General features: G+C 53.5%; 23 protein-coding genes. 10 read left to right on the forward strand and 13 right to left on the reverse strand.

All coding sequences use genetic code 11. From position 1 onward, the window contains the following. Positions 1 to 67: 67 nt before the first annotated feature. Entirely contained in the window at positions 68 to 1,540 is a 1,473-nt protein-coding gene (gene modF, locus J2125_RS18385; protein WP_017798861.1) for a molybdate ABC transporter ATP-binding protein ModF, read from the reverse strand. A 75-nt stretch (positions 1,541 to 1,615) separates the two neighbouring features. Continuing rightward, positions 1,616 to 2,398 (reverse strand): molybdenum-dependent transcriptional regulator, encoded by a 783-nt coding sequence (modE, locus tag J2125_RS18390; protein WP_017798862.1) that lies wholly within the window; start codon positions 2,396 to 2,398, stop codon positions 1,616 to 1,618. A gap of 111 nt (positions 2,399 to 2,509) precedes the next feature. Between modE and J2125_RS18395 the strand changes: the two genes are divergently transcribed. From J2125_RS18395 to modC, 4 genes are all read left to right on the forward strand, one after another. Continuing rightward, positions 2,510 to 2,668 (forward strand): AcrZ family multidrug efflux pump-associated protein, encoded by a 159-nt coding sequence (locus tag J2125_RS18395; RefSeq protein ID WP_026111405.1) that lies wholly within the window; start codon positions 2,510 to 2,512, stop codon positions 2,666 to 2,668. 161 nt (positions 2,669 to 2,829) lie between these two features. Next, positions 2,830 to 3,603, forward strand: coding sequence for a molybdate ABC transporter substrate-binding protein (gene modA, locus J2125_RS18400; protein ID WP_017798864.1), 774 nt, complete (start codon positions 2,830 to 2,832; stop codon positions 3,601 to 3,603). Continuing rightward, on the forward strand, positions 3,600 to 4,289 hold the full coding sequence (gene modB, locus J2125_RS18405; protein ID WP_017798865.1) for a molybdate ABC transporter permease subunit: 690 nt from the start codon (positions 3,600 to 3,602) through the stop codon (positions 4,287 to 4,289). The genes modA and modB overlap by 4 nt, the downstream gene beginning before the upstream one ends. Beyond that, positions 4,289 to 5,347: a molybdenum ABC transporter ATP-binding protein ModC gene (modC, locus tag J2125_RS18410; protein ID WP_017798866.1), complete on the forward strand. Its 1,059-nt coding sequence runs from the start codon at positions 4,289 to 4,291 to the stop codon at positions 5,345 to 5,347. The genes modB and modC overlap by 1 nt, the downstream gene beginning before the upstream one ends. On the opposite strand, the gene J2125_RS18415 is transcribed toward modC, so the two are convergent. Next, a complete protein-coding gene (locus J2125_RS18415) occupies positions 5,348 to 6,166 on the reverse strand; it encodes a pyridoxal phosphatase (protein ID WP_017798867.1) in 819 nt (272 codons plus the stop codon). It lies immediately after the preceding gene. Positions 6,167 to 6,322: 156 nt separating this feature from the next. Here J2125_RS18415 and pgl point away from each other — a divergent pair, with 156 nt between their 5' ends. Further along, positions 6,323 to 7,318 (forward strand): 6-phosphogluconolactonase, encoded by a 996-nt coding sequence (gene pgl, locus J2125_RS18420; RefSeq protein WP_017798868.1) that lies wholly within the window; start codon positions 6,323 to 6,325, stop codon positions 7,316 to 7,318. A gap of 117 nt (positions 7,319 to 7,435) precedes the next feature. On the opposite strand, the gene J2125_RS18425 is transcribed toward pgl, so the two are convergent. From J2125_RS18425 to bioA, 5 genes are all read right to left on the reverse strand, one after another. Then, entirely contained in the window at positions 7,436 to 8,755 is a 1,320-nt protein-coding gene (locus J2125_RS18425) for a hypothetical protein (RefSeq protein WP_017798869.1), read from the reverse strand. 238 nt (positions 8,756 to 8,993) lie between these two features. Then, on the reverse strand, positions 8,994 to 9,470 hold the full coding sequence (locus J2125_RS18430; RefSeq protein ID WP_017799063.1) for a kinase inhibitor: 477 nt from the start codon (positions 9,468 to 9,470) through the stop codon (positions 8,994 to 8,996). Positions 9,471 to 9,496: 26 nt separating this feature from the next. Beyond that, on the reverse strand, positions 9,497 to 10,177 hold the full coding sequence (locus J2125_RS18435) for a type 1 glutamine amidotransferase domain-containing protein (RefSeq protein ID WP_017799064.1): 681 nt from the start codon (positions 10,175 to 10,177) through the stop codon (positions 9,497 to 9,499). Further along, positions 10,177 to 11,229 (reverse strand): NADP-dependent oxidoreductase, encoded by a 1,053-nt coding sequence (locus J2125_RS18440; protein WP_017799065.1) that lies wholly within the window; start codon positions 11,227 to 11,229, stop codon positions 10,177 to 10,179. The genes J2125_RS18435 and J2125_RS18440 overlap by 1 nt, the downstream gene beginning before the upstream one ends. A gap of 73 nt (positions 11,230 to 11,302) precedes the next feature. Further along, a complete protein-coding gene (gene bioA / locus J2125_RS18445; protein WP_026111427.1) occupies positions 11,303 to 12,595 on the reverse strand; it encodes an adenosylmethionine--8-amino-7-oxononanoate transaminase in 1,293 nt (430 codons plus the stop codon). Positions 12,596 to 12,685: 90 nt separating this feature from the next. Here bioA and bioB point away from each other — a divergent pair, with 90 nt between their 5' ends. From bioB to bioD, 4 genes are read left to right on the forward strand one after another with little or no spacing between them, the layout of a single operon-like run. Continuing rightward, positions 12,686 to 13,717, forward strand: coding sequence for a biotin synthase BioB (bioB, locus tag J2125_RS18450; protein WP_017799067.1), 1,032 nt, complete (start codon positions 12,686 to 12,688; stop codon positions 13,715 to 13,717). Then, complete coding sequence (gene bioF / locus J2125_RS18455; RefSeq protein ID WP_017799068.1) at positions 13,717 to 14,871, forward strand: 8-amino-7-oxononanoate synthase; 1,155 nt, start codon at positions 13,717 to 13,719, stop codon at positions 14,869 to 14,871. The genes bioB and bioF overlap by 1 nt, the downstream gene beginning before the upstream one ends. Beyond that, a complete protein-coding gene (bioC, locus tag J2125_RS18460; protein ID WP_017799069.1) occupies positions 14,852 to 15,607 on the forward strand; it encodes a malonyl-ACP O-methyltransferase BioC in 756 nt (251 codons plus the stop codon). Before bioF ends, bioC begins: the two co-directional genes overlap by 20 nt. Further along, positions 15,604 to 16,278, forward strand: a complete 675-nt coding sequence (gene bioD / locus J2125_RS18465; protein WP_017799070.1) for a dethiobiotin synthase — start codon at positions 15,604 to 15,606, stop codon at positions 16,276 to 16,278. The genes bioC and bioD overlap by 4 nt, the downstream gene beginning before the upstream one ends. A 35-nt stretch (positions 16,279 to 16,313) precedes the next feature. On the opposite strand, the gene J2125_RS18470 is transcribed toward bioD, so the two are convergent. Next, the gene (locus J2125_RS18470; protein ID WP_017799071.1) at positions 16,314 to 17,030 is read right to left on the reverse strand and encodes an ATP-binding cassette domain-containing protein; all 717 of its coding nucleotides are present in this window, start codon (positions 17,028 to 17,030) and stop codon (positions 16,314 to 16,316) included. Positions 17,031 to 17,948: 918 nt separating this feature from the next. Here J2125_RS18470 and uvrB point away from each other — a divergent pair. Next, the gene (gene uvrB / locus J2125_RS18475; RefSeq protein WP_017799072.1) at positions 17,949 to 19,973 is read left to right on the forward strand and encodes an excinuclease ABC subunit UvrB; all 2,025 of its coding nucleotides are present in this window, start codon (positions 17,949 to 17,951) and stop codon (positions 19,971 to 19,973) included. A 205-nt stretch (positions 19,974 to 20,178) separates the two neighbouring features. On the opposite strand, the gene J2125_RS25195 is transcribed toward uvrB, so the two are convergent. The 4 genes from J2125_RS25195 to J2125_RS18490 all read right to left on the reverse strand — a co-directional run bounded on the left by J2125_RS25195 (position 20,179) and on the right by J2125_RS18490 (position 22,728). After that, on the reverse strand, positions 20,179 to 20,403 hold the full coding sequence (locus J2125_RS25195) for a response regulator transcription factor (RefSeq protein WP_338063258.1): 225 nt from the start codon (positions 20,401 to 20,403) through the stop codon (positions 20,179 to 20,181). 36 nt (positions 20,404 to 20,439) lie between these two features. Beyond that, positions 20,440 to 20,937, reverse strand: a complete 498-nt coding sequence (locus J2125_RS18480; protein ID WP_017799073.1) for an autoinducer binding domain-containing protein — start codon at positions 20,935 to 20,937, stop codon at positions 20,440 to 20,442. 158 nt (positions 20,938 to 21,095) lie between these two features. After that, a complete protein-coding gene (locus tag J2125_RS18485; RefSeq protein ID WP_051050816.1) occupies positions 21,096 to 21,404 on the reverse strand; it encodes a hypothetical protein in 309 nt (102 codons plus the stop codon). 415 nt (positions 21,405 to 21,819) lie between these two features. Further along, on the reverse strand, positions 21,820 to 22,728 hold the full coding sequence (locus J2125_RS18490; RefSeq protein ID WP_017799075.1) for a gluconeogenesis factor YvcK family protein: 909 nt from the start codon (positions 22,726 to 22,728) through the stop codon (positions 21,820 to 21,822). Positions 22,729 to 22,790: the final 62 nt, after the last annotated feature.

A 22,790-nucleotide genomic window follows, 5' to 3' on the forward strand; every position in this document is an offset into this window, starting at 1 on the left:
CGTACTTAAGCTTGCGGAGAGTGGGGAAGATGGCTGGCCAATAATCTGTCGACCAGCCTGACAGCGCTCAGCTTAGCGTATCCTGCTGATAGCGATAGATCTCGCCATCAGGCACAAAGGTTAAGCGATGCGTAATGCACCGCGGCGCATCTTCGGCGTGATGCGAAACAAACAGCAGCTGGGTCTGTCCTTCGCCAATCAGCACATCAATAAAGCGACGCACCAGCAGCCGGTTTATCGGGTCCAGCCCCTGTAGCGGTTCATCGAGGATTAACAGCGTGGGATGTTTAACCAGCGCACGGGCAATCAATACCAGCCGCTGCTGTCCCCAGGAGAGACTGTGGAAGGGGGCGTCGGCAATGGCATGATTCATCCCCAGCAGCGCCAGCCAGCTGTTGGCCAGATGGTGCTGACGATCTGACACCGCCTGATAGAGTCCAATTGAATCAAAATAGCCGGAGAGCACCACATTCCGCACGCTGGTGCTGACCCGGTAGTCAAGGTGCAGACTGCTGCTGACATAGCCAATATGCTGTTTGATATCCCAGATGGTTTCACCGCTGCCGCGACGGATGCCAAACAGGGTCAGATCGTTGCTGTAACCCTGCGGATGATCGCCGGTCACCAGGCTGAGCAGCGTTGATTTCCCGGCGCCATTCGGGCCGACAATTTGCCAGTGCTCACCGGCCTTTACCTGCCAGCTCAGATTATGCAAAATCGCCCGATCGTTATACGACACCACGCCGTTATTAAGCACAATCCGCGCCGCATCCGGCGCCATCTGTGGCTGGCTGTCGGGCGTATCCGCTTCCGGTAACGCCATCCCGGCCAGCTTCTCACTGTGCGCCAGCTGCGCCACCAGTGCTTCAGCGAGGATCTCAGCGCGTGCGCCAGTGTGGGTGAGGGTGCACTCCGCCAGCACCCCGACGTTAGCGATAGCGTCGGGAATATCATCAAAACGGTTAAGCACCAGCACCAGCGTCAGTCCCTGCTGATGTAACTCGCCCAGCAGCGTCGCCAGACCAGCGCGCGACTGTACATCAAGACCATCAAAAGGTTCATCAAGGATCAGCAGGTCCGGTTGCGCCATCAGCGCCTGACACAGCAGGGTTTTGCGCGTTTCGCCGGTGGAGAGGTATTTAAAGCGGCGATCCAGCAGATGGGTAATGCCAAACTGCGCGGCCAGCTGCTGACAGCGCGCGGCATCCTTTACCTCTTGCTGGATAATCTCCGCCATGGTGTAGCCGGTATCTTCTTCACCCGGGCTAAGTAAATCGGTGTTATTGCGCTCCCACTCTTCACTGACCAGCTTTTGCAGCTGCTCCAGCGACAACCGGGCAGGGCGCTGAAAGTCACAGCGACGTGCGCCCTGCAACAGCGTTAACTCGCCGGACAGCGCGCGCGCCAGTGATGATTTACCGCTGCCGTTAGCGCCGACAAACGCCCAGCTTTCGCCACTGTTCAGCGTTAAATCGTTCAGGGTCAGTATTCGGGTATCGCTAAGACGAAACGTGCCTTGCGTAATTTGCAACGTAGTCATTATTTATCCCACTTTATGCATTGTCTTAACGGTTGTAACCACTGTGGGCAATAATGTCAAACCCTGCCATGCGCTTTACAGCAGCGTGGCAATGATCACCTGATCGGCATTGAAAGAGGCGCTGACATTGACGCCGGGTTGCAGCTGCTGCTGATCGACCAGCTTATTTGGCAGGGTGGCGCACAGGGTTTCGCCACTGCCCAGCGCCAGCAACACTTCGCTCTGCTGCTCGCCGCGTTCAATCTGGCTGACGGTGGCGGCAAGCTGATTGTCGGCGTCAGTCGCCTCGCGCGTGACGCTGACCCATGGCGCTTTAATCAGCACCAGTACCTCTTTGCCAGTGCTCAGTTGCAGACGATCGGCGCTTTGTTCGGTAAGCGCCGCTTTTAAGCGGGTCACGCCATCGGCGAGCAACACCTCTACATGCTGCTGCACCTGCAGGTTATCGCGCTCAGTGATGGTGCCAAACAGCTGGTTACGCGCGCTGGTTTGCAGCGAGAAACGGGAGATGGCCGCCAGCAGGCTGTCCAGCGGCAGCTGATCATCCTGTAACACATCAAACGCTTTCTGCTGAATCTGCTCCAGTAACTGAAACAGCTGGATCAGCCGCTCACCGTACAGCGTCAGCACCGCGCCGCCGCCGCCTTTGCCGCCGGTGGCGCGCTCCACCAGCAAGCGGTCGGCCATCTGGTTCATTTCATTGATGGCATCCCAGGCGCTTTTATAGCTGATCCCCGCCAGCTTTGCGCCCTGGCTGATGGAGCCGGTATGCTGAATCTGTTTCAGCAGTTCTATCCGGCGCGGATCGGCGAACAGTTTCTGTTGCAGTCTGATAATGAGTGAAATACTGGCCTGCATGGTCTCTCCCCGGGTGAATCAGTCAGTCGATTGTAAAGCGCACAAAAGGTCAGTGCACTTTTTTCTCCTGCCGTTACAATGGTTTTTTTGCTCAGTGCAGATGAGGCTCCGATGTTTGAGTTATTAAAAAGTCTGGCATTCGCCATTATTATGGTGCCGGTAGTGATGGCGCTAATCCTTGGCGCAATTTATGGCCTCGGTGAAATCTTTAACGTCATCTCCAAAATTGGTCACCGCCGCGAAGACCAGCCAGCAAAAAACCGCCAGTAAAAATCCAGGGCCGGTACAAGCCATTGGCAGGGGCGGCGTTAACGCCGCCCCTGCAGTCTGTTATCACATCTAAACTTCCGCTAATTTCCGCCGATATAGCACATGACAGTTTTTGCGTAGTCGTTATATTATGAAATATATAACGTAACCTGGAGATTGCTATGTCTGTCAAATTACACCACTGGTTTACCGGTGCCGCTTTAACGCTATCTGTTGCCGCTCATGCGGTCGCGGCCGATAAAATCACGGTGTTCGCTGCGGCTTCGCTGACCAATGCGCTGGAAGAGATCGCCACGCAATATCAGCAGGGCAAAGAGGTGAAAATTGTCTCTTCTTTCGCTTCGTCCTCAACGCTGGCGCGTCAGATTGAACAGGGCGCGCCAGCCGACCTGTTTATCTCCGCCGACCAGCAGTGGATGGATTATGCCATCGATAAAAAAACCATCGATGACAGCAGCCGTTACACCCTGTTAGGCAACGATCTGGTGCTGGTGGCGCCCACCGCCGCGAAACCGCAGCCGGTTGCCATCAGCAAAACCACCGACTGGAAAAGCCTGCTAAATGGTCAGCGCCTGGCGGTTGGCGATCCGGATCATGTACCGGCCGGGATTTATGCCAAAGAGGCATTACAAAATCTGGGTGCATGGGATACGCTGTCACCGGTAATGGCGCGCAGCAACAGCGTGCGTGCAGCACTGGCGCTGGTAGAGCGTGATGAAACGCCCTACGGTATCGTCTATGGCTCGGATGCCATTGCCAGTAAAAAAGTGACGGTGGTCGGCACATTCCCTGCTGACAGCCATAAGCCGGTGGAATATCCGATGGCGATCGTCAGACAACATAACTCAGCCGCCGTCACGGCTTTTTATCAGTACCTGAAAGGTGCGGAAGCAGCGGCGATCTTTAAACGTTACGGATTTGCGCCACGCACATGATACTCAGCGATCTCGAATGGCAGGCGGTTGAACTTAGCCTGAAAGTCTCCACCGTTGCGGTGATATGCAGTTTGCCATTGGGGATCCTGGTCGCATGGGTACTGGTGCGCTGCCAGTTTCCCGGTAAAGCGCTGCTGGACAGTGTTGTCCATCTGCCACTGGTGCTGCCGCCAGTGGTGGTGGGCTATCTGTTACTGATTGCCCTCGGGCGGCGCGGCTTTATCGGCGAATGGCTGTATAACTGGTTCGGCTTTAGTTTTGCTTTTAGCTGGCGCGGTGCGGCGCTGGCCTCGGCGGTGGTGGCTTTTCCGCTGATGGTGCGCGCTATCCGCCTGGCGCTGGAAGCGGTGGACAGCAAGCTGGAGCAGGCGGCGCGTACGCTGGGCGCCGGACGCTGGCGGGTGTTTTTCACCATTACGCTGCCGCTGACGCTGCCGGGCATTATTGTCGGCACCGTGCTGGGCTTTGCCCGCTCGCTCGGTGAGTTTGGCGCCACGATTACCTTTGTCTCTAATATTCCTGGCGAAACCCGCACGCTTCCCCTCGCGATGTATACCCTGATTGAAACCCCCGGCGCCGAAGGCGCGGCGGCGCGCCTCTGTGTGATTGCTATTGTGCTGGCGCTGATGTCGCTGTTGTTATCGGAATGGCTGGCCCGCTGGGGCCGTAAACGGCTGGGGGCGTAATGCTGGAACTTAACTTCAGCCAGCAGCTGGGCGATCATCAGCTGACCATTGACCAGACTCTGCCCGCGCAGGGCATTACCGCGATTTTTGGCGTTTCCGGCGCCGGTAAAACCTCACTGATTAATGCCATCAGCGGTTTAACCCGACCACAGCAGGGCGTGATTCGCCTCAATGGCCGGGTGCTGAGTGATGCGCAGAGCGGGGAGTTTCTGCCGCCGGAGCAGCGTCGTGTCGGTTATGTGTTCCAGGATGCGCGCCTGTTCCCGCACTACCGGGTACGCGGCAACCTGCAATATGGTATGGCGAAAAGCATGAAGCCGCAGTTTGATACGCTGGTGCAGCTGCTGGGGATTGAACCCTTGCTGACACGCTTTCCCTGGTCACTGTCCGGCGGTGAGAAACAGCGGGTGGCGATTGGTCGCGCCCTGCTGACCGCGCCGGAAATTTTACTGCTGGATGAACCGCTGGCTTCACTGGATCTGCCGCGCAAGCGCGAGTTGTTGCCTTATCTGCAAAAGCTGGCGAAGCAGGTGGATACGCCGATGCTGTATGTGTCACACAGTCTTGATGAGATCCTGCATCTGGCCGATAACGTGCTGGTGCTGGATCAGGGTAAGGTCAAAGCCTTTGGCGCGCTGGAGCAGGTGTGGAGCAGCAGCGCGATGCGTCCGTGGCTGCCGCATGCTGACCAGAGCAGCGTATTGCGCGTTCAGGTGCTGGAGCAGCATCCTTACTACGCGATGACCGCGCTGTCGCTGGGCGATCAGCATATCTGGGTCAGTCGCGTCGATGCGCCGCCGAAAACGCCATTGCGGATCCGCATCCGCGCCGCCGATGTTTCGCTGGCATTGCAGCCGCCGCAAAACACCACTATCCGCAATATTCTGCCGGTACAGGTGGCGGAGCTGCTGGAGATCGACGATCAGATTGAGGTCAGGCTACAGGTGGGGCATCGCGAGCTGTGGGCGCGGATTACGCCCTGGGCTCGCGATGAACTGGCGATTAAGCCGGGGATGTGGCTTTACGCGCAGATTAAGAGCGTGTCAATCACGCCCTGATTACAGCACTTCACGGTAGATGGTTTCGGCGATGCCAGGCTCAAGGTTGGTGCCAGTCACCCGGTGGGCGCGCGCTTTGATCGCCTCATCGGCATTGCCCATCGCCACGCCTAAACCGACGCTTTCCAGCATGCTGAGATCGTTATAGTTATCACCAAACGCCAGCACTTCACTCATCTGATAACCCGCTGACGCCACCCACTGCGCCAGACGCTTGCCTTTGCTGTTACCGGCGCGGGCGATATCAACCTGATCGTGCCATGACCATTCGCAGGCCAGTCCCATCTCATGTTCCACTTTATCGGCAAATTGTTGCAGCGCACGGGTATCCGGGTGGGAGAGGGCAAACTTCCAGATCGACCCGGCTTCATTGGCCGCCGCACTCAGGCTGTCCACCTGCAGGAAGGTTGGGCGCTGATGTTCCGGCAGCGACTCCGCCCAGTTAATGGTGCGCGTGACGTGGCCGGTAGCGGTCTGATAAAGCATGGCGTTATCAACATACAGCAGACCATGAATTGCCTGCTGGTCCAGCATTTTAATCACCTGCTGCGCCTGATCCAGTGGCAGCGGGTCGGAACTCAGTACCTTTTTTGCATGATAATCATACAAATAAGTCCCGTTACAGCAAATTGCAGGTGTATCTAATGCCAGTGCCTGATAAAAAGGGTGAATAGCAACGTGATGGCGACCGGTGACGATCAGCACTTTTACGCCAGCCTGTTGGGCTTTTGCCAGTGCTTCCAGTGACTCCGGGAGTATGGTCTTATTCGGTGTCAGCAGTGTGCCGTCAAGATCAAGGGCGATAACGCGATAGCTCATAAGTCATTCCGGTGGTAATTATTATCAAACCAATGATACTACACCTTGCTGCGGTTTCGACCAAACCGGCAGCAACCTAATCATCTGACGGGCTGCCGTAAAACAGGCTACGCTTTGCGGCAGGTCTTACTTTCAGGCATTGAACAAGGAGCATTCATGAAACAAGTTGTCTACACCGCCAGCCCCGAGAGCCAGCAAATTCACGTCTGGCAGCTAAACGATCAGGGTGAGCTGACACTGTTGCAGGTGGTTGATGTGGCAGGCCAGGTCCAGCCGATGGTGGTTAATCCAGCGCAGGGTTTTCTCTATGTGGGTGCTCGTCCTGATTTTCGTGTGATTGCCTACAGTATCGCCGCTGATGGCAGCCTGACTGAAGCCGGACAGGCGCCGCTACCGGGCAGCCCGAGCCATATCTCTACCGACCGTAGCGGTCGCCTCCTGTTCAGTGCCTCGTATAACAATGCCTCATTCAGCATCAGCCCGATTGGTTTTGATGGTCTGCCGCTGGCGCCGAGCCAGGTCATCGAAGGGCTGGAAGGTTGTCACTCGGTAAATATCGATATCAGCAACCGCAATCTGTTTGTGCCCGCGCTGCTGCAGGATCGTATCTGTCTCTATCAGCTGACCGATGAGGGTAAAGCCGAACCGCGTCCGCAGGCGCAGGTCACCAGCGTCGCCGGCGCCGGTCCGCGGCATATGGCATTCCACCCTAATCAGCAGTTCGCTTACTGTATTAATGAGCTGGACAGCACGGTTGACGTCTGGCAGCTGAGCAATGCTGATGGTGAAGTGGCGCGGGTACAGACGCTGGATATGATGCCTGCTGATTTCAGTGGTACGCGCTGGGCGGCGGATATCCATCTGACGCCGGACGGCCGTCATCTGTATGCCTGTGACCGCACGGCCAGCATTGTTACCGCCTTTAGTGTCAGTGAAGACGGTGCGCTGATTGAGCTGGCGGGTTATCAGCCAACCGAAGCGCAGCCGCGTGGCTTTAATATCGACCACAGCGGGCAGTATCTGATTGCCGCAGGTCAGAAGTCGCATCATATTGAAGTGTATAAAATCGATGGTGCGCACGGACAGTTGCAGCCGCTGGCGCGTTATGCGGTCGGTCAGGGCCCGATGTGGGTGGTGATTCACCAGTTGTAGGTTTTTGCTACTGCGAAGGCTGTATCGGATGGCCTGAACGCTGTTTCGCTCGCCTTTAGGGTGAGCGAAACAGTCTATTTTCAGAAATGCGACTTGGCCTTAATGAACCGGGATATCTCAAGGGCTCTCTATTTCGTCTTCACTACTGGTATTGAAACTATTACCAGGGAAAACCTTGCTGCTGAAAGCCTGTAATTCTTCAGGTTTTTCAGTGAAACGCGTTCTTAATTCGATGCCTCTTTCAATTGCTTTTTCATCGTTACCAGGAGCGAGGGCATTGAGTGCTAAATGCTGTATTTCACCAGCAAACACCATGCCGATACGTTGGCTGGAACGATAGAGGGTAAATTGGTTAATATGCGGATCGAACAAACCACCAGAGCCTTCTTGCTGAAGCATTGTCTCAAGCTCGTGACAAGTGCCACATGCGACAAATTTGCCATCTATTGGAATGATTATCGGCTTGGATGCTTTATTTTTATTGTGGTTTTTATATATTTCATCTTTATTTTCAGCTAAAAAGTTCTCAATGTTTTGTTCTGCATGTCTTGTTTGAGTAATCCTTTTTGATAAGTATTTCGCTAAATTATCATCATGCACCGGTGCATGAATCATAATATTGTTGAAATTATTTTTTTTTGCTTCAGATAAAACCTTGAACAACACATTTACCATGTGCTTGCACTGTTTTTTTATATCGGTAATACTCAGCCCTGCATTCAGCATTTTTTGGTAATCTCCCACGGATTTCCCGTTTAATATGCTGTCAATTTCCTTTTCCATTCTCACCAATGTTAAGATTAACTTCTCTGTGGAAAGAAATGCTCTTAACTTTATCTGATGTCTGTAGTTACGGGAAGCTGAAACCTGGAACCAATCGTTTTTGTCCACCGGTCTTTTGATGTCCGGTTGAGATGTTTCATCATTTAGTGATAAATATAGTGCTTGTTCTATTTTATCAGTGTTATAATTTGCTGATATATGAATTTTTTCACCAAAAACACTGACCTGGACCTCTATAGGGTTTGTTTTTAGCTCCACATTCATTTTATCATGGATAGCCGTCGCAATATGACGAAGGATTTGAGATACCCTGTTTATTCCAGTATATGCTTTATCTTTGGTAGGGTTGATTTCTTGTCTGTAAATTGTTTGCTGCTGACCTTGATTAAGATAAAATGCAGGTTTTTTACCCAGTGCCCACTTTTTATTATCTGTGGTAGGACCGATCACGACATTGTGGTCAAATATGAATTTAGGAATTTTAACTTCAGCTTCATTGTTTTTTGAATTTGATTTAACCTTGGTGTCAGTTTTGATGTTGATATTGGTGATTTTTTTTATATTTACAATATTTTTTAATGAATGTTCATGTTTATATATTTTATCCAGTTGTGGAATGTTGTTAATTTGCCCTGATGGATTTTCAGTTTTCATTTAAAAGCTCAGCCTGGTGGGGTTTAAAAACTTTATATTTATAATGATATTTTAGTTGTTATTTTTTTTATTTAATGATTAATAATTAATTGATTATTAATGCTAAGGGTGTTTTTGATTATATTATCGTTGGAATGACGTTTGTAAACGTCAGATTGATCAGAAAGGGGCGATTATTATTCACCCCTGATGTTGTAAGAAAGGTTTTAATGTTGTGAACTATGCGGGAGTTATCATCTCAGCTATACATCGCCGTAATCGACGCGCTGGCTAAACTGTGAAAATGCACATTAAAGCCCAGCATCGCGCCACTGGCGTGCTCATCCACCTCCAGCTTCTCCACATCCAGCGCATAGACGCTAAAGATATAGCGATGGGATTCACCTTTCGGTGGCGCCGCGCCGCCATAGCCCGCTTTACCAAAATCGGTACGCGTCTGCACCGCTTCTTCCGGCAAATCAGCAATGCCGGAACCGGCGCCTTGCGGTAATACCGTGACGCTGGCAGGAATATTCGCCACTCCCCAGTGCCACCAGCCGGAACCGGTCGGCGCATCGGGATCATAGCAGGTGACGACAAAACTTTTGGTTCCAGCAGGAACCTCATCCCACGCCAGCTGCGGGGAAAGGTTATCGCCCTCGTAGCCCATGCCATTAAACACATGGCGCTCAGGCAGTTTTTCCCCGTCGTTAAAATCCTGACTGAAAATTCTCATCAACACTCCTCTGTAAGTGAGTTTGGTTATAAATGAAGCAACTTCAGCAACTCCTCAGCGGCGGCAGCGGAAGAGGCGGGATTCTGTCCGGTGACCAGATGACCGTCGGTCAGAGTGTACACTCCCCAGTTGTCGGTATGCTCGAAGTGCGCGCCCAGCTGCTTCAGTTCGTCTTCCACCAGGAAAGGCACCACGTCGGTCAGGCCGACTGCCTGCTCTTCACTGTTGGTAAATCCTGTTACCCGCTTACCGGCCACCAGCGGCGTGCCGTCTGGTTTTTTAACATGACGCAGTACACCCGGTGCATGGCATACTGCACCCACCGGTTTACCGCTGGCAAACAGGTTTTCGATCAGCGCGATGCTCGATTTATCTTCCGCCAGATCCCACAGCGGACCATGGCCGCCAGGATAAAATACCGCGTCGTATTTGCTGCTGTCGATGGTATCGAGGCGCAGCGTATTGGCCAGCGCCTGTTGCGCGGCGGAGTCATGGCGGAAACGCTCAGTATCGGTGGTTTGCGCATCGGGTTCATCACTTACCGGATCCAGCGGTGGCTGGCCGCCCAGCGGCGAAGCCAGTACCACATTGATGCCGGCATCTTTAAACACATAATATGGCGCGACAAACTCTTCCAGCCAGAAACCGGTTTTTTTACCGGTATCACCCAGTTTATCGTGCGAGGTTAATACCATCAGCACTTTCATCATTTACCTCCAGGTTTATCTGCCGCCACCCGTACCAGCACCTTGCCGAAGTTTTTCCCCTCCAGCATGCCGGTAAAAGCTTCTGCTGCGTTATCCAGACCGTCAATCACATCTTCGCGGAAGACAAAACGTTCTTCAGCCACCCACTGGCTCATCTGGCGGAAAAACTCCTCAAAGCGATGGGCATAATCCTGGGAGATAATAAAACCCTGTACCCGCATACGCTTGCGTAAGATGACGTCCTGAAAATGCGGCAGACGATCAGGGCCGGGGGCCGCTTCAGTGGCGTTGTAATCGGCGATCAATCCGCATATCGGGATGCGGCCTTTGCTGTTCATCAGCGGCAATACGGCATTGAATACCTTGCCGCCAACATTTTCGAAATAGACATCAATGCCGTCCGGGCAGTAGCGTTTCAGCTTCTCCGCCAGATCGTCATTCTGGTGATCAAGGCAGGTATCGAAGCCCAGCACCTCTTCGGCATAGCGGCACTTCTCGGCGCCACCGGCGATACCGACCACATGACACCCTTTCAGTTTAGCGATTTGCCCGACAATTGACCCCACCGCGCCGGTGGCGGCGGCGACCACCACGGTTTCGCCCGCCTGCGGCTGACCAATATCAAGCAGCCCCATATAGGCGGTAAAACCGGTCATCCCCAGCATGCCCAGCGCCCATGAAGGATGCTTCAGCACCGGACCGGTTAATTTAAACAACCCATTGCCACGCGACAGCGCGTAATCCTGCCAGCCGTTCTGGCTGACCACCCAGTCACCCGGCGCATAATCGGGATGATTAGATTGCTCGACTATTGCAACAGTACCCGCACCCATCACTTCATTGATGCCAATCGGTGGAACATAGGAGGGGGCATCGCTCATGCGACCACGCATATAGGGATCCAGCGACAGCCAGATGGTGCGGAGTAAAACTTCACCGTCACCCGGCTGCGGAATGTGCTGATGCTCAGTGCGGAAATTGGCTTCAACAGGTGCGCCGTGTGGACGCGACGCTAACACCACACGACGGTTTGTGTCTTTTTGCTGCGACATAATCGGCTCCTCTGGGGTTGTGAATGATAAAAGCGTAGCGCATCACAACCACCAGTGCTTGTCGCTCCGGGAATTACTGGTACTGAAACAGCGCTGGCCGATCCAGCGCGGCGTTAATGGCATCGGTCAGCTGCTGAAGCGCCTGCGGGTCAATCACATACGGCGGCATCAGATAGATTAAGCGGCCAAACGGGCGGATCCACACCCCCTGGTCGACAAAAAATTGCTGAATTGCCGCCATATTGACCGGGTGGCGACACTCAATTACGCCAATCGCCCCCAGTACCCGCGCGTCGGCGACCTGCGGATGATCGCGCAGTGGCAGCAGGGCGGCGCGCAGTTGCTGTTCAATCGCCGCAACCTGGGCTGGCCAGTGATTTTCCGCCAGCATTGCCAGGCTTTCACTGGCGACAGCACAGGCCAGCGGATTGCCCATAAAGGTGGGGCCGTGCATAAAGCAGCCCGCCGCACCGTTGCTGATGGTCTCCGCCACCGCGCGGGTAGTCAGGGTGGCGGAAAGCGTCATGGTACCGCCGGTCAGGGCTTTGCCGACGCAGAGAATATCGGGTGCAATTGCCGCATGGTCGCAGGCGAACAGTTTGCCGGTACGGCCAAAGCCGGTGGCGATCTCATCGGCAATCAGCAGCACGTCATGCTGGTCGCAGAGTTCGCGCACCCGTTGCAGATAGCCGGGATGGTAAAAACGCATGCCGCCCGCACCTTGCACAATAGGTTCGAGGATCACGGCCGCCAGCGAGTTTTTATGCTGCTCAATCAGGCGGGTGAAAGAGCCGGCATCATCCGGCTGCCAGTTGTCATCAAAGCGGCACTGCGGCGCGTCGGCAAAGTGGTGGCTCGGCAGATAGCCCTGATACAGGCTGTGCATTGAGTTTTGCGGGTCGCAGACCGACATCGCCGCAAAGGTATCACCGTGATAGCCATTGCGCAGCGTCAGGAACTGCTGTCGCTTCGCCCCGCGCGCCTGCCAGTATTGCAGCGCCATTTTCATCGCCACTTCCACCGCCACCGAACCGGAATCAGCAAGGAATACGCACTCAAGCGGTTCTGGTGTCATGGCGACCAGCTGCCGGCAGAGTGCGACCGCTGCCGGATGGGTAATACCGCCAAACATCACATGTGACATCTGGCCAATCTGCGTCTGCAACGCCTGATTCAGCCGCGGATGGTTGTAACCGTGGATCGCCGCCCACCATGAGGACATACCATCCACCAGCTGCCGTCCGTCACTCAATTGCAGGCGGATGCCGCTGGCGGCCACCACCGGATAGCAGGGCAGGGGATCGGTCATTGAAGTGTAGGGGTGCCAGATATGCTGGCGGTCAAAAGCGAGGTCTGATGGGGTCATAGCGAAACTTGTAAACCAAAATAAAAAGATTTAGTTTACAAGTATAACTCAGCAGTACAGATAAAACGACCGACCTTTTTGGAGCATGCAATGGCACAACGCTGGACAGTATCACAGGCGCAAGACCTGTTTGATAAACCCTTTCTTGAACTGATGTTTGAAGCGCAACAGATCCATCGTCAGCATTTTGACCCGCGTCAGGTGCAGGTCAGCACCCTGTTATCGATCAAAACTGGCGCCTGTCCGGAAGACTGTAAGTACTGCCCGCAGAGCGCGCGCTATAAAACCGGTCTGGAGTCGGAGCGCCTGATGGAAGTTGAGGAAGTGCTGGCTTCGGCGCGCAAAGCGAAAGCTGCCGGTTCCAGTCGTTTCTGTATGGGTGCGGCATGGAAAAACCCGCATAACCGCGACTTACCTTATCTTGAGCAGATGGTAAAAGGCGTAAAAGCGATGGGGATGGAAACCTGTATGACGCTGGGTACGCTGGATGAGAGCCAGGCTAACCGTCTTGCTGATGCCGGTCTTGATTACTACAACCACAACCTCGATACCTCGCCGGAATTCTACGGCAGCATTATCACTACCCGCAGCTACCAGGAGCGCCTGGACACGCTGGGCAAAGTGCGTGATGCGGGCATTAAAGTCTGCTCCGGCGGGATTGTCGGTCTTGGCGAAACCGTTAAAGATCGCGCCGGGTTGCTGGTGCAGCTGGCGAATCTGCCGGTACCGCCGGAAAGTGTGCCGATCAATATGCTGGTCAAAGTGAAAGGCACGCCAATGGCGGATAACGACGATGTGGAACCTTTTGATTTTATCCGCACCATCGCCGTGGCGCGCATTATGATGCCTGCCTCGCATGTGCGGCTGTCGGCGGGCCGTGAACAGATGAGTGAGCAGACCCAGGCGATGTGTTTTATGGCGGGTGCTAACTCGATTTTCTACGGCTGCAAACTGCTGACCACACCTAATCCGGAAGAGGATAAAGACCTGCAGCTGTTCCGCAAGCTGGGGCTGAACCCTGAACATACCACCACTGAATCGGGTGATAATGAACAGCAACAGGTGCTGGCGGGCCAGCTGCTGAACGCCGATACCGAGCAGTTCTATAACGCGGCAGTCTGATGAGCTGGCAACATCGAATCACCTCAGCGCTGGCGCAGCGGCAGGAGAGTGGACGCCTGCGTCAGCGCACGCTAAATCAACAGGGCGATGCGCGCTGGATTGAGGTGGCGGGGCAGCGTTATCGCAACTTCTCCGGCAATGACTATCTCGGGCTCAGCCACGATTTACGGGTGATCCGCGCCTGGCAACAGGGCGCAGAACGCTACGGCGTCGGCTCGGGCGGCTCCGGTCATGTAACCGGCTATTGCCGTCCGCATGCGGAGCTGGAGGATGAACTGGCCGACTGGCTGGGCTATCCGCGTGCGCTGCTGTTTATTTCCGGTTTTGCCGCCAATCAGGCGCTAATTGCCGCGTTAACCGGCAAAGATGATCGTATCTTCGCCGATAAGCTGTCCCATGCGTCACTGCTGGAAGCCGCCAGCCATAGCCCGGCGACGCTACGGCGCTTTGCCCATAATCAGCCCGCCAGCCTGCAAAAACTGCTCACGCCACACACGGCTGGCGAAACGCTGGTGGTGACCGAAGGCGTGTTCAGCATGGACGGTGACAGCGCGCCGCTGGCCGATTTGCAGCAGCTGGCGCGGCAGCATAACAGCTGGCTGATGGTTGATGATGCCCATGGTATTGGCGTGCTGGGCGAGCAGGGGCGCGGTAGCTGCCAGCAACAGCAGGTGCGGCCTGAACTGCTGGTGGTCACTTTTGGTAAAGCCTTTGGCGTCAGCGGCGCAGCGGTATTGTGTGATAACGATACTGCCGACTACCTGCTGCAGTTTGCCCGCCATCTGATCTACAGCACCTCGATGCCACCGGCGCAGGCCTGTGCTTTGCAGGCGGCTTTACAGGCGGTGCAGCAGGGGGATGATCTGCGTCAGCAACTGGCGGAAAATATCGCCCACTTCCGCCGCGGTGCAGGCGATCTGCCATGGCGTCTCACTGAATCGCACACTGCCATTCAGCCGCTGATTGTGGGTGAAAACCAGCCGGCGCTGGATCTGGCGACAGAACTGCGCGCACGCGGCTGCTGGGTCAGCGCCATTCGTCCGCCAACCGTGCCGCCCGGCACCGCGCGGCTGCGTATCACGCTGAATGCCAGCCATCAGCCACAGGATATCGATGGTTTACTGGAGAGGTTGTATGACGCCAAAGGTGAATAAACAGGCTGTGGCGCAGGCCTTTGGTCGTGCGGCGCAAACCTATAACCATCATGCGGAACTGCAACGCATATGTGGCGACAGATTAATGTCTCTCACCGAAGTTTCCGGTTATCGCAGCGTGCTGGATGCCGGTTGCGGCACCGGCTGGTTTAGTCAGCGCTGGCGCGATCGTGGTTTTCAGGTCACCGCGCTCGATCTGTCGCCAGCGATGCTGGCCGAGGCGCAAAGCCGCGCGGCGGCGCACCACTATCTGGCAGGCGATATTGACGATTTGCCGCTGCCTGATGGTGCTGTCGACCTGTGCTGGAGCAATCTGGCGGTGCAATGGTGTGATGATTTACAGCATGCGCTGAATCAGCTGTGCCGGGTGACGCGAGTTGGTGGCAAGGTGATGTTCTCCACTCTTGCCGCCGATTCGTTAAATGAGGTGCGTGACGCCTGGCGCCAGCTGGATGGCGCCAGCCATGTTAATAATTTTCTCAGCGTCGGGCAGATTACCGCCGCCGCTGCCGGTAAACATCTGCAACTTAGCGAGCAGCGTCTGACGCTGGCGTTTCCTGATGTGCTGGCGGCGATGCGTTCACTGAAAGGCATTGGCGCGACCCACCTGCATCAGGGGCGCAGTGCGGGACTGATGACCCGTCAGCGTCTGCAACAGCTGGAGCGGTGCTGGTCGCGCGATCAGCGCGGCTGTCTGCTCAGTTACCATTTAATTTTTGGAGTGATTTCGTTGTGATTAAGCGCTGGTTTGTAACCGGAACCGATACAGAAGTGGGAAAAACCGTCGCCAGTACGGCGTTATTGCAGGCGGCAGTACAGGCAGGGTATTGCGCGGTCGGCTATAAGCCGGTGGCTTCAGGTAGCGAGTTAACCGCAGACGGGGTACGCAATAGCGACGCGCTGGCGCTGCAAAAGTACAGTTCGCTGACGCTGCCTTATGAACAGGTGAATCCGCTGGTGTTTATGGAACCCACCTCGCCGCATATTATCAGCGCTGAAGAGGGCAGGCCGATTGAATTTAGCCAGCTATCAGCGGGGCTGGCAACCATCAGTGCGCAGGCTGACTGGGTACTGACCGAAGGCGCGGGCGGCTGGTTTACCCCCCTCTCTGAACATCAGACCTTTGCCGACTGGGTCGTGACCGAGCAGTTACCGGTGATTCTGGTGGTGGGAATCAAACTCGGTTGTATCAATCATGCGTTACTGACGGCGCAGGCAATAGCCGCTGCGGGTCTGCCTTTTGCCGGCTGGATTGCCAACGATGTGCAGCCAGCGGGGCGACGCCATCAGGAATACCTCGCCAGCCTGCGTCAGCGACTCTCTGCACCGTTTTTAGGCGAGATCCCATATCTGACCAACAGTGCGGCCTTTAACCAGCTGGGCGGCTATCTGCGCCTGCCTGAATAACCTTAAGGTTGCGGGACCGGTTGCGTCCCGCAGCATCAGGATACGGTCATCCACATATTGACCATGCTGTCATCCAGCTGGGCGACTTTGCCCTGCGCCACATTCCGTCCGCGGTGCAGTAACAGAAAGTAGTCGGCCACGCGGCGGATAAACGACAGGCGCTGTTCCAGCAGCAGGATGGTCAGACCAAAATCATGATTCAGACGATGGATCAGATTGCCCATCTCCTCCTCCAGCCACGGCGACATGCCTTCCGTCGGCTCATCCAGGATTAGCAGCTTCGGTTGCAGCACCAGCGCGCGCGCCAGCGCCAGCTGTTGCTGCTGGTCGGCCGGCAACTCGCCACTACGCTGATGACGCAGTGAGTAGAGGTGGGGAAACAGTTCATAAACCATCGGCGGAATGGCGCGATGGCGATCGTCCTGACCCGCCAGCAACGCAATCAGCAGGTTATCCTCGACGCTGAGCTGGGAGAAAATCTGGCGGCCCTGCGGCACATAACCGATTCCCATGCGCGCACGCGTCTCCATTGGCTGTAACAGCAGATTTTTAGGCGGCGAGTCATCTTCCTGCCAGGTCATGCTGCCGCTGTTAACCGGTAAATTACCCATGATGCAGTTAACCAGCGTGGTTTTTCCCATGCCGGGGCTGCCGAGTATGCCGGTACAGGTGCCTGGTGGCAGATCAAGGTCAACATCCCACAGAATATGATTCTGTCCGTAAAACTGATTCACTGCGCGTAAGCTTAACATCTGACACTCTCCTTCCAGACAATTTTCCGCTGGCACTGATTATTCCCGTCCGCTGGCGCATGGCCTCAGGGCGGAAAACGTTGTTGCCACGGCTTCGTGCGATCGCTCTGGTGTAATGAAAGCGCGAGGTGGTGGATAAGTGTTGCAATTATCAGGCCAGAAAGGGGGAGTAGTGGGGGTTTTCATCGCACAGATAAAGTAATTACCGGTGCGAATAGGTGAACGTTGCTAAACAATGGCGCAAAGGTCAATTTGGCTCTGCACTGAGGCGGTGCTTTATACCTTCATCCGCTGGTGCAAATGGTCCGCGACAAGGCAGCGCCGTACCAGTTGTGACACCAGAAATAGGGGGTAAAAAGCAGTGGCATCCCGGCATAAGTTATGCATTGCTTAAGCTGTCTGGCGCTAAGATAAGATGAAAAAAAGCGAAAAAAAAATAATTCAGCGTGCAATTAGAGTGCAGCACGGTTTTATACACACCAGACGTTTCGGGCGTTGTAATCAGTTATCCACTATTCCTGTGGATAACCTTGTGTATTAGATTCTGACAACATGTGGCAGACGAGAGCGGACGCGGCCTGGCCTTTAACTGCTGCTAAACTCGACTCAGGAATCAATTAGTTAAAAATCAACACGTTGATGAAAATCAAGCCTGAGGCTTTTCCGGCTTTTTTCAGATGACGGTTTCACTACAGTATGCTTGACAAATGTTAAACGATAGAAACTTCTGGGGATAACCTTGCACGTCGATCCTCGGGCTTCTGCCCAATTATGGCGAGTGAAAGTGACGCTTTGCTTTCTGGCGAAGCATCATGCAAAATAACTGTCATTATATCCAGTATAATTTTCTGGAAAAATCGTCAGGGACGAGTAGAATTACACTCCGGTTCGCGCGTTTCTTCATCAGGTAGCCCATCAATGAGCAAAGTTTTTAAACTCAATTCTGCATTTCAACCAGCAGGCGATCAGCCTGAGGCCATTCGTCGTCTTGAGGAAGGGCTGGAGGATGGTCTTGCCCATCAGACACTGCTGGGGGTGACCGGATCGGGTAAGACCTTTACCATTGCCAATGTGATTGCCGATCTGAATCGCCCCACCATGGTGCTGGCGCCGAATAAAACCCTCGCCGCGCAGCTGTATGGTGAAATGAAAGAGTTTTTCCCTGATAACGCGGTGGAGTATTTCGTCTCTTACTACGACTACTATCAGCCGGAAGCCTATGTACCGAGTTCAGATACCTTTATTGAAAAGGACGCCTCGGTTAACGAACATATTGAGCAGATGCGTCTGTCGGCGACCAAAGCGCTGCTGGAACGCCGTGATGTGATTGTGGTGGCGTCGGTATCAGCGATCTATGGCCTTGGCGATCCCGATCTCTATCTGAAAATGATGCTGCATCTGACGCGCGGCATGATTATCGATCAGCGCGCGATACTGCGCCGTCTGACTGAGCTGCAATACACCCGCAATGACCAGGCGTTCCAGCGCGGCACCTTCCGCGTGCGCGGTGAGGTAATCGATATCTTCCCGGCGGAATCCGATGAGATTGCGCTGCGTGTGGAACTGTTTGACCAGGAAGTCGAGCGCCTGTCGCTGCTGGACCCGCTGACCGGTCAGGTGCTGGAAGTATTGCCGCGCTATACCATCTATCCAAAAACGCACTACGTGACGCCGCGCGAACGTATTCTGACCGCGATGGAAGAGATTAAAGTCGAGCTGGCCGATCGCCGTCAGGTGCTGCTGGCGAACAACAAGTTGCTGGAAGAGCAGCGTCTGTCGCAGCGCACCCAGTTTGATTTAGAGATGATGAATGAGCTGGGTTACTGCTCCGGCATTGAAAACTACTCGCGCTATCTCTCCGGACGCGGACCGGGCGAAGCGCCGCCGACGCTGTTTGACTATCTGCCAGCCGATGGTTTGCTGGTAGTGGATGAGTCGCATGTCACTATTCCGCAAATTGGCGGCATGTATCGCGGCGACCGCGCGCGCAAAGAGACGCTGGTGGAGTATGGCTTCCGTCTGCCGTCGGCGCTGGATAACCGCCCGATGAAGTTTGAAGAGTTTGAGGCGCTGGCGCCGCAAACCATCTATGTTTCGGCGACGCCGGGCAACTATGAACTGGAAAAATCCGGTGAAGAGATTATCGATCAGGTGGTGCGTCCGACCGGTCTGCTCGACCCGTTAATTGAAGTGCGCCCGGTGGGCACCCAGGTCGATGATCTGCTGTCGGAAATCCGTAAGCGCGTGGCGATTAACGAACGCGTGCTGGTGACCACGCTGACCAAGCGCATGGCCGAAGATCTGACGGAGTACCTTGAAGAACATGGTGAGCGTGTGCGCTATCTGCACTCGGATATCGACACCGTGGAGCGTGTCGAGATTATCCGCGACCTGCGTCTGGGAGAGTTTGATGTGCTGGTCGGCATCAACCTGTTGCGTGAAGGGCTGGATATGCCGGAAGTGTCGCTGGTGGCGATCCTCGATGCCGATAAAGAGGGCTTCCTGCGTTCTGAACGCTCGCTGATCCAGACTATCGGGCGCGCGGCGCGTAATATTAATGGTAAAGCGATTCTGTATGGCGATCGCATCACCGCGTCGATGGCTAAAGCTATCAGCGAAACCGAGCGCCGTCGCGAGAAGCAGCATCAGTACAACCTCGATAACGGCATTGTGCCGCAGGGGCTGAACAAAAAGATCGCCGATATTCTGCAGCTGGGCCAGGGCTATGGCAAAAACAAAACCCGCGGACGCGGTAAATCTTCACGGGTGGTGGAAGAGGCTGACGAAGGCTACCTGGCACTGACGCCGCAGGCGCTACAGAAGAAAATTCATGAGCTGGAAGTGCAGATGCAGCAACATGCACAGAATCTGGAGTTTGAAGAGGCGGCGGCGGTGCGCGATCGCCTGCATGAGGCGCGCGAGCTGTTTATTGCGGCTTCGTAATAACAGGGGATGCAAAGGCTGCTGTTTATCGCATTTAATTTAATGAGCAGAGCATAACTCAGATGCCAGCAAGATGGCTTTTGCTGGCACAGCGTCTCAGTTTAATGTAAACAAGAATAAATGCCGAATTATCACAAGGATAGATCTGCTCTGTCAGGCTAAGCTGCATGGTTCAACCGATTGGTGAGAGTAAAGCAGATTTCACTTATCTCTCAGGATAAGCAGAAAAAATATTCAGTTCGATGCCCAGTCTGATGGCATGTTTTGCATTATTAACCCCCAGTTTTCTCACAGTATTCCCCATATGGAATTTCACTGTACTAACGGAGATGTTAAGCATATGGGCAATTTCCGAGTAGGTTTTACCTGTGCTGCACCAGTAAAGTATTTCAGTCTCACGGCAAGAGAAAATATTTTTATCAATTATGATATGGTCAGTTTTTTGGTCTTTACGGTAGAGACAAAGCTACATTTCATGGATATTGATTAAAAGTCCCTGAAGCTGGTCTTTGTTTTTTTTAACGTTGTCATAAATATCCGCCATTAAAAATTTGTTAATATATAACGATAACAATGCCAGATTGCCATTATTATCATGTAAAACAAAAGTCTGCCCACTGATTATATTATAAGGTGTTACTGATTTTAAGATATACCCCCACGATTTCTGGCAGCATTTAGAATTATTCCATTGAGAGTTAACCACCAGCTTTTCATCCCAGGCAAGCAGTGAAAACCGATTGAGGGCATTGATAATGACAGGATCTACATTTTGAAATTTTTTTCTTAAATAAGTGTTTTTGAAATAGTCATTTAAGTCGCTGATAACCATTATTTCATCTAAATTACTTTTATTTATCACGAGATAAGCATAATTCATCTTCCCATATTCCAATAACTTTTCTTCAAGATATTCTTTTATATAATTGTTCTTTTCATTATTAAAGAAAAAACCTTTATGCATCAATTTATTCCTCTTGTCTATGGTATGCTCGCACTAAATCATCGCTGATGTCATCGACATGGCGACCAAACTGGCTATGGCTTCTCTTCAGTGATCTGAAATTATTAAGTTGTCGGGCATATGTGAAGAGCCATTCATGGCAGTAATAAACGTATTTATTACTCTTTTCTGTCAGCGGGTAAAAATCGTTTAAAACTTGTGACTACGATCGCTATAAACTCACCAATAATATGCGGCCATGCCACTGCGGAAAACCCCGCCATGATAATCATATAATATAGAGAACAATTTTCTGATGAAAAATAAGCCCATATAATAATTGCAACTATCCCTCCCCGCAGCAAATCACCTGCCAGCCTGCGAATAACCACAGGCTGACTGGAAAGTAACTGACTGGAAATCACGCCAGCGGAAAGAATACCGACAACCAGCCAGAGTCCGGAGTATTCAATAAAAATAGTGCTCATCGCGACCATACCTCAGTTTGTCCCAGCATAATGAATACTCAGCGCCGGGTTCCGTAATAGTGTTAATGGAAAGTTCGGGTAGCAAAAAAATGACTCATTTAATATCCTGTGACCTGTCAAAAAATTGATGTGCCAAAGTTTAAAATCAAGTGAAAACAGCCGCTTAATTTTGGCTCCACCTTATCCGTTATCGCGCCGCACAGGCCTGGCGATAGACTAAAGTTCAGGTGGGTACTGTACTTTGGTTTAGTTATTAAATTCTAATCAGCTTCGCTTATGGGATCGCACAGAACGTTCTGATCTGCTGTGCAGAGAGCTCTGCTTTTTAGTAAGAACTGAAACGTTACAGCGGGAGGAGGGAGTTTGTCGTGCTGATGGCGGCAGTCGCTGCCATCAGCGATTACCGCTAAACATGTCAGCCAATCGCCTGAATGGCGTGTTCCAGCGCCGCATGCAGTAACCGGCGGTCGTGACGATATTTAATATCGGCGGCCTCCAGCGGTTCACGGATCACCAGCCGATCTTCCACGCCCGTAATATCGCTATGCGGACTTACCACTACAGCATCAATGACCTTCTTACCGATATATTTTTCCATCAGCGCCAGCTTATCAGCCAGCGTCAGGCTGGCCGCCGCCGGGCTGAGTTCGCGTCCCAGGTTGCCAATAAACACCATAGTGGCCGGAGTGCGCCGCAGCGCCTGCGCCATTTCATCAATCAGCAACACCGGCATCAGACTGGTATAGAAACTGCCAGGGCCAATTAAAATTAAATCAGCTTCACCAATCGCCTCAACCGCTTCGCGCGTGGCGCTGACCGACGGAGACAGCATCAGCTCCTGCGGTGGCAGTTTCATCTGGTCGATATCGGTTTCGCCATAAATAAGATGGCCCTCACTGTCCAGCGCTACCAGATCCACCGGTTGTTCTGACATCGGGATCAGAAAAGCATCGACCTTTAGCAGGTTGCGGATCAGGTTTATCGCCTCGATTGGCCGTACGCTAAGATGATCGAGCGCTTTCAGCATCAGGTTGCCGAGGTTATGGCCGGAGAGCTCACCATTACCGCTAAAACGGTACTCAAACATTGCTGACGCCACGCTGGGTTCGGTAATCAGCTGATTCAGGCAGTTGCGCATATCGCCCCAGGCAATCCCCCCTTCGGAACGGCGAATGCGCCCGGTAGAACCGCCATTATCCGTGGTAGTCACGATGCCTGTCAGCCGTGAACCCAGCGGCGAAAGCGCCGACATTACGCGACCTAATCCATGTCCCCCACCAATGGCGACGACGCGGTCTAAATCCGCTAAGGTGCGATTACGCATATCTCTCCTGAATAAGCGATCTTACTTGCCAGTTTGGGCCTGGCCTTCGTTAATAACGCTTG

The sequence above is a fragment of the Winslowiella toletana genome (assembly GCF_017875465.1).
GTDB lineage: Bacteria > Pseudomonadota > Gammaproteobacteria > Enterobacterales > Enterobacteriaceae > Erwinia > Erwinia toletana.

Bases quoted from the DNA above. Each gene is read 5' to 3' on its own strand.
- modF (WP_017798861.1), bottom strand. From the start codon at position 1,540: ATGACTACGTTGCAAATTACGCAAGGCACGTTTCGTCTTAGCGATACC.
- modE (WP_017798862.1), bottom strand. From the start codon at position 2,398: ATGCAGGCCAGTATTTCACTCATTATCAGACTGCAACAGAAACTGTTC.
- J2125_RS18395 (WP_026111405.1), top strand. From the start codon at position 2,510: ATGTTTGAGTTATTAAAAAGTCTGGCATTCGCCATTATTATGGTGCCG.
- modA (WP_017798864.1), top strand. From the start codon at position 2,830: ATGTCTGTCAAATTACACCACTGGTTTACCGGTGCCGCTTTAACGCTA.
- modB (WP_017798865.1), top strand. From the start codon at position 3,600: ATGATACTCAGCGATCTCGAATGGCAGGCGGTTGAACTTAGCCTGAAA.
- modC (WP_017798866.1), top strand. From the start codon at position 4,289: ATGCTGGAACTTAACTTCAGCCAGCAGCTGGGCGATCATCAGCTGACC.
- J2125_RS18415 (WP_017798867.1), bottom strand. From the start codon at position 6,166: ATGAGCTATCGCGTTATCGCCCTTGATCTTGACGGCACACTGCTGACA.
- pgl (WP_017798868.1), top strand. From the start codon at position 6,323: ATGAAACAAGTTGTCTACACCGCCAGCCCCGAGAGCCAGCAAATTCAC.
- J2125_RS18425 (WP_017798869.1), bottom strand. From the start codon at position 8,755: ATGAAAACTGAAAATCCATCAGGGCAAATTAACAACATTCCACAACTG.
- J2125_RS18430 (WP_017799063.1), bottom strand. From the start codon at position 9,470: ATGAGAATTTTCAGTCAGGATTTTAACGACGGGGAAAAACTGCCTGAG.
- J2125_RS18435 (WP_017799064.1), bottom strand. From the start codon at position 10,177: ATGAAAGTGCTGATGGTATTAACCTCGCACGATAAACTGGGTGATACC.
- J2125_RS18440 (WP_017799065.1), bottom strand. From the start codon at position 11,229: ATGTCGCAGCAAAAAGACACAAACCGTCGTGTGGTGTTAGCGTCGCGT.
- bioA (WP_026111427.1), bottom strand. From the start codon at position 12,595: ATGACCCCATCAGACCTCGCTTTTGACCGCCAGCATATCTGGCACCCC.
- bioB (WP_017799067.1), top strand. From the start codon at position 12,686: ATGGCACAACGCTGGACAGTATCACAGGCGCAAGACCTGTTTGATAAA.
- bioF (WP_017799068.1), top strand. From the start codon at position 13,717: ATGAGCTGGCAACATCGAATCACCTCAGCGCTGGCGCAGCGGCAGGAG.
- bioC (WP_017799069.1), top strand. From the start codon at position 14,852: ATGACGCCAAAGGTGAATAAACAGGCTGTGGCGCAGGCCTTTGGTCGT.
- J2125_RS18470 (WP_017799071.1), bottom strand. From the start codon at position 17,030: ATGTTAAGCTTACGCGCAGTGAATCAGTTTTACGGACAGAATCATATT.
- uvrB (WP_017799072.1), top strand. From the start codon at position 17,949: ATGAGCAAAGTTTTTAAACTCAATTCTGCATTTCAACCAGCAGGCGAT.
- J2125_RS18480 (WP_017799073.1), bottom strand. From the start codon at position 20,937: ATGCATAAAGGTTTTTTCTTTAATAATGAAAAGAACAATTATATAAAA.
- J2125_RS18485 (WP_051050816.1), bottom strand. From the start codon at position 21,404: ATGAGCACTATTTTTATTGAATACTCCGGACTCTGGCTGGTTGTCGGT.
- J2125_RS18490 (WP_017799075.1), bottom strand. From the start codon at position 22,728: ATGCGTAATCGCACCTTAGCGGATTTAGACCGCGTCGTCGCCATTGGT.